At 35.3% G+C, this 911-nt stretch carries 1 pseudogene; it reads right to left on the bottom strand.

From position 1 onward, the window contains the following. Positions 1 to 911: pseudogene (locus tag Q0997_RS20190) on the bottom strand (hypothetical protein); the annotation flags it as partial.

The following is a 911-nucleotide window of genomic DNA, read 5'->3' as shown; positions in this document are numbered from 1 at the left end:
TGTAAATTCGTTGGTGTTCCTCCAGAAGTTGTTGCTGTTACTGTAACATCTTCAAGATTATTACAAGTAATAGCAGTATCTACATTAACATCTACAGCATCTAAACCAATATATGGAGCGATAGTAGCCATTGTTGTACCTATACAACCTTGACTGTCATAAACATTTATAGTATATGTTCCTCCAGATAAATCTGATTCTGTATATACATTACTATTACTAAACTGTACTACAGTAGCATTTTCTATAAACTCATAATTAACATAAGTTCCAGAACCTCCAGTAACACCAGTTACTGTGATAGTCGCAAAGTTTAATGTATTTGTCCCAGCATTACAAGCATATTCTAATACTGTTGGAGCAGGTACTGTAATAATAGCAGGTTCTAATACATCTACAGTAGCAGTTGCATTACAACCTTTTCCAGAATTTACTTGAACAGTGTATGTTCCAGCAGCTAAGCCAGTAAAAACATTAGAGGTTTGAGGCGCAACTACTATAGGTGCAATAATCTCATATGTGTATATAGGATTATCATTACTAGCAGGTAATGTAACAGTAATAATACCATCACTATTACCATTACATATTACATCATCGGCGTCAAGCGTAAATGTTACCGGTGTAGCAGCATCTAATGTTACAGAAGCATCTTGCGTACATAAGGTTGTAGTATCTGTAATAGTTACGGTGTAAGTTCCAGATGGTACACCAGAAAATACATTGCCTGTTAAAGCTATAGAAGCTGGGTTTGGAGTTATTGAATAAGTATAAGTACCTGTTCCTCCTAATCCAGTTACTGTCAATTCACCATCATCATCACTACAAGAAGGTGGTACAGAAGTAATTGTTAATCCAATAGGATCTTCAATAGTATAAGTCACTGTATCTGTACAACCATTTGCATCACG

Source organism: uncultured Lacinutrix sp. (genome assembly GCF_947500325.1).
Taxonomy (GTDB): domain Bacteria; phylum Bacteroidota; class Bacteroidia; order Flavobacteriales; family Flavobacteriaceae; genus Lacinutrix.
The sequence above is the reverse complement of the archived record's forward strand: the minus strand, read 5'-3'. Positions and strand labels throughout refer to the sequence as shown.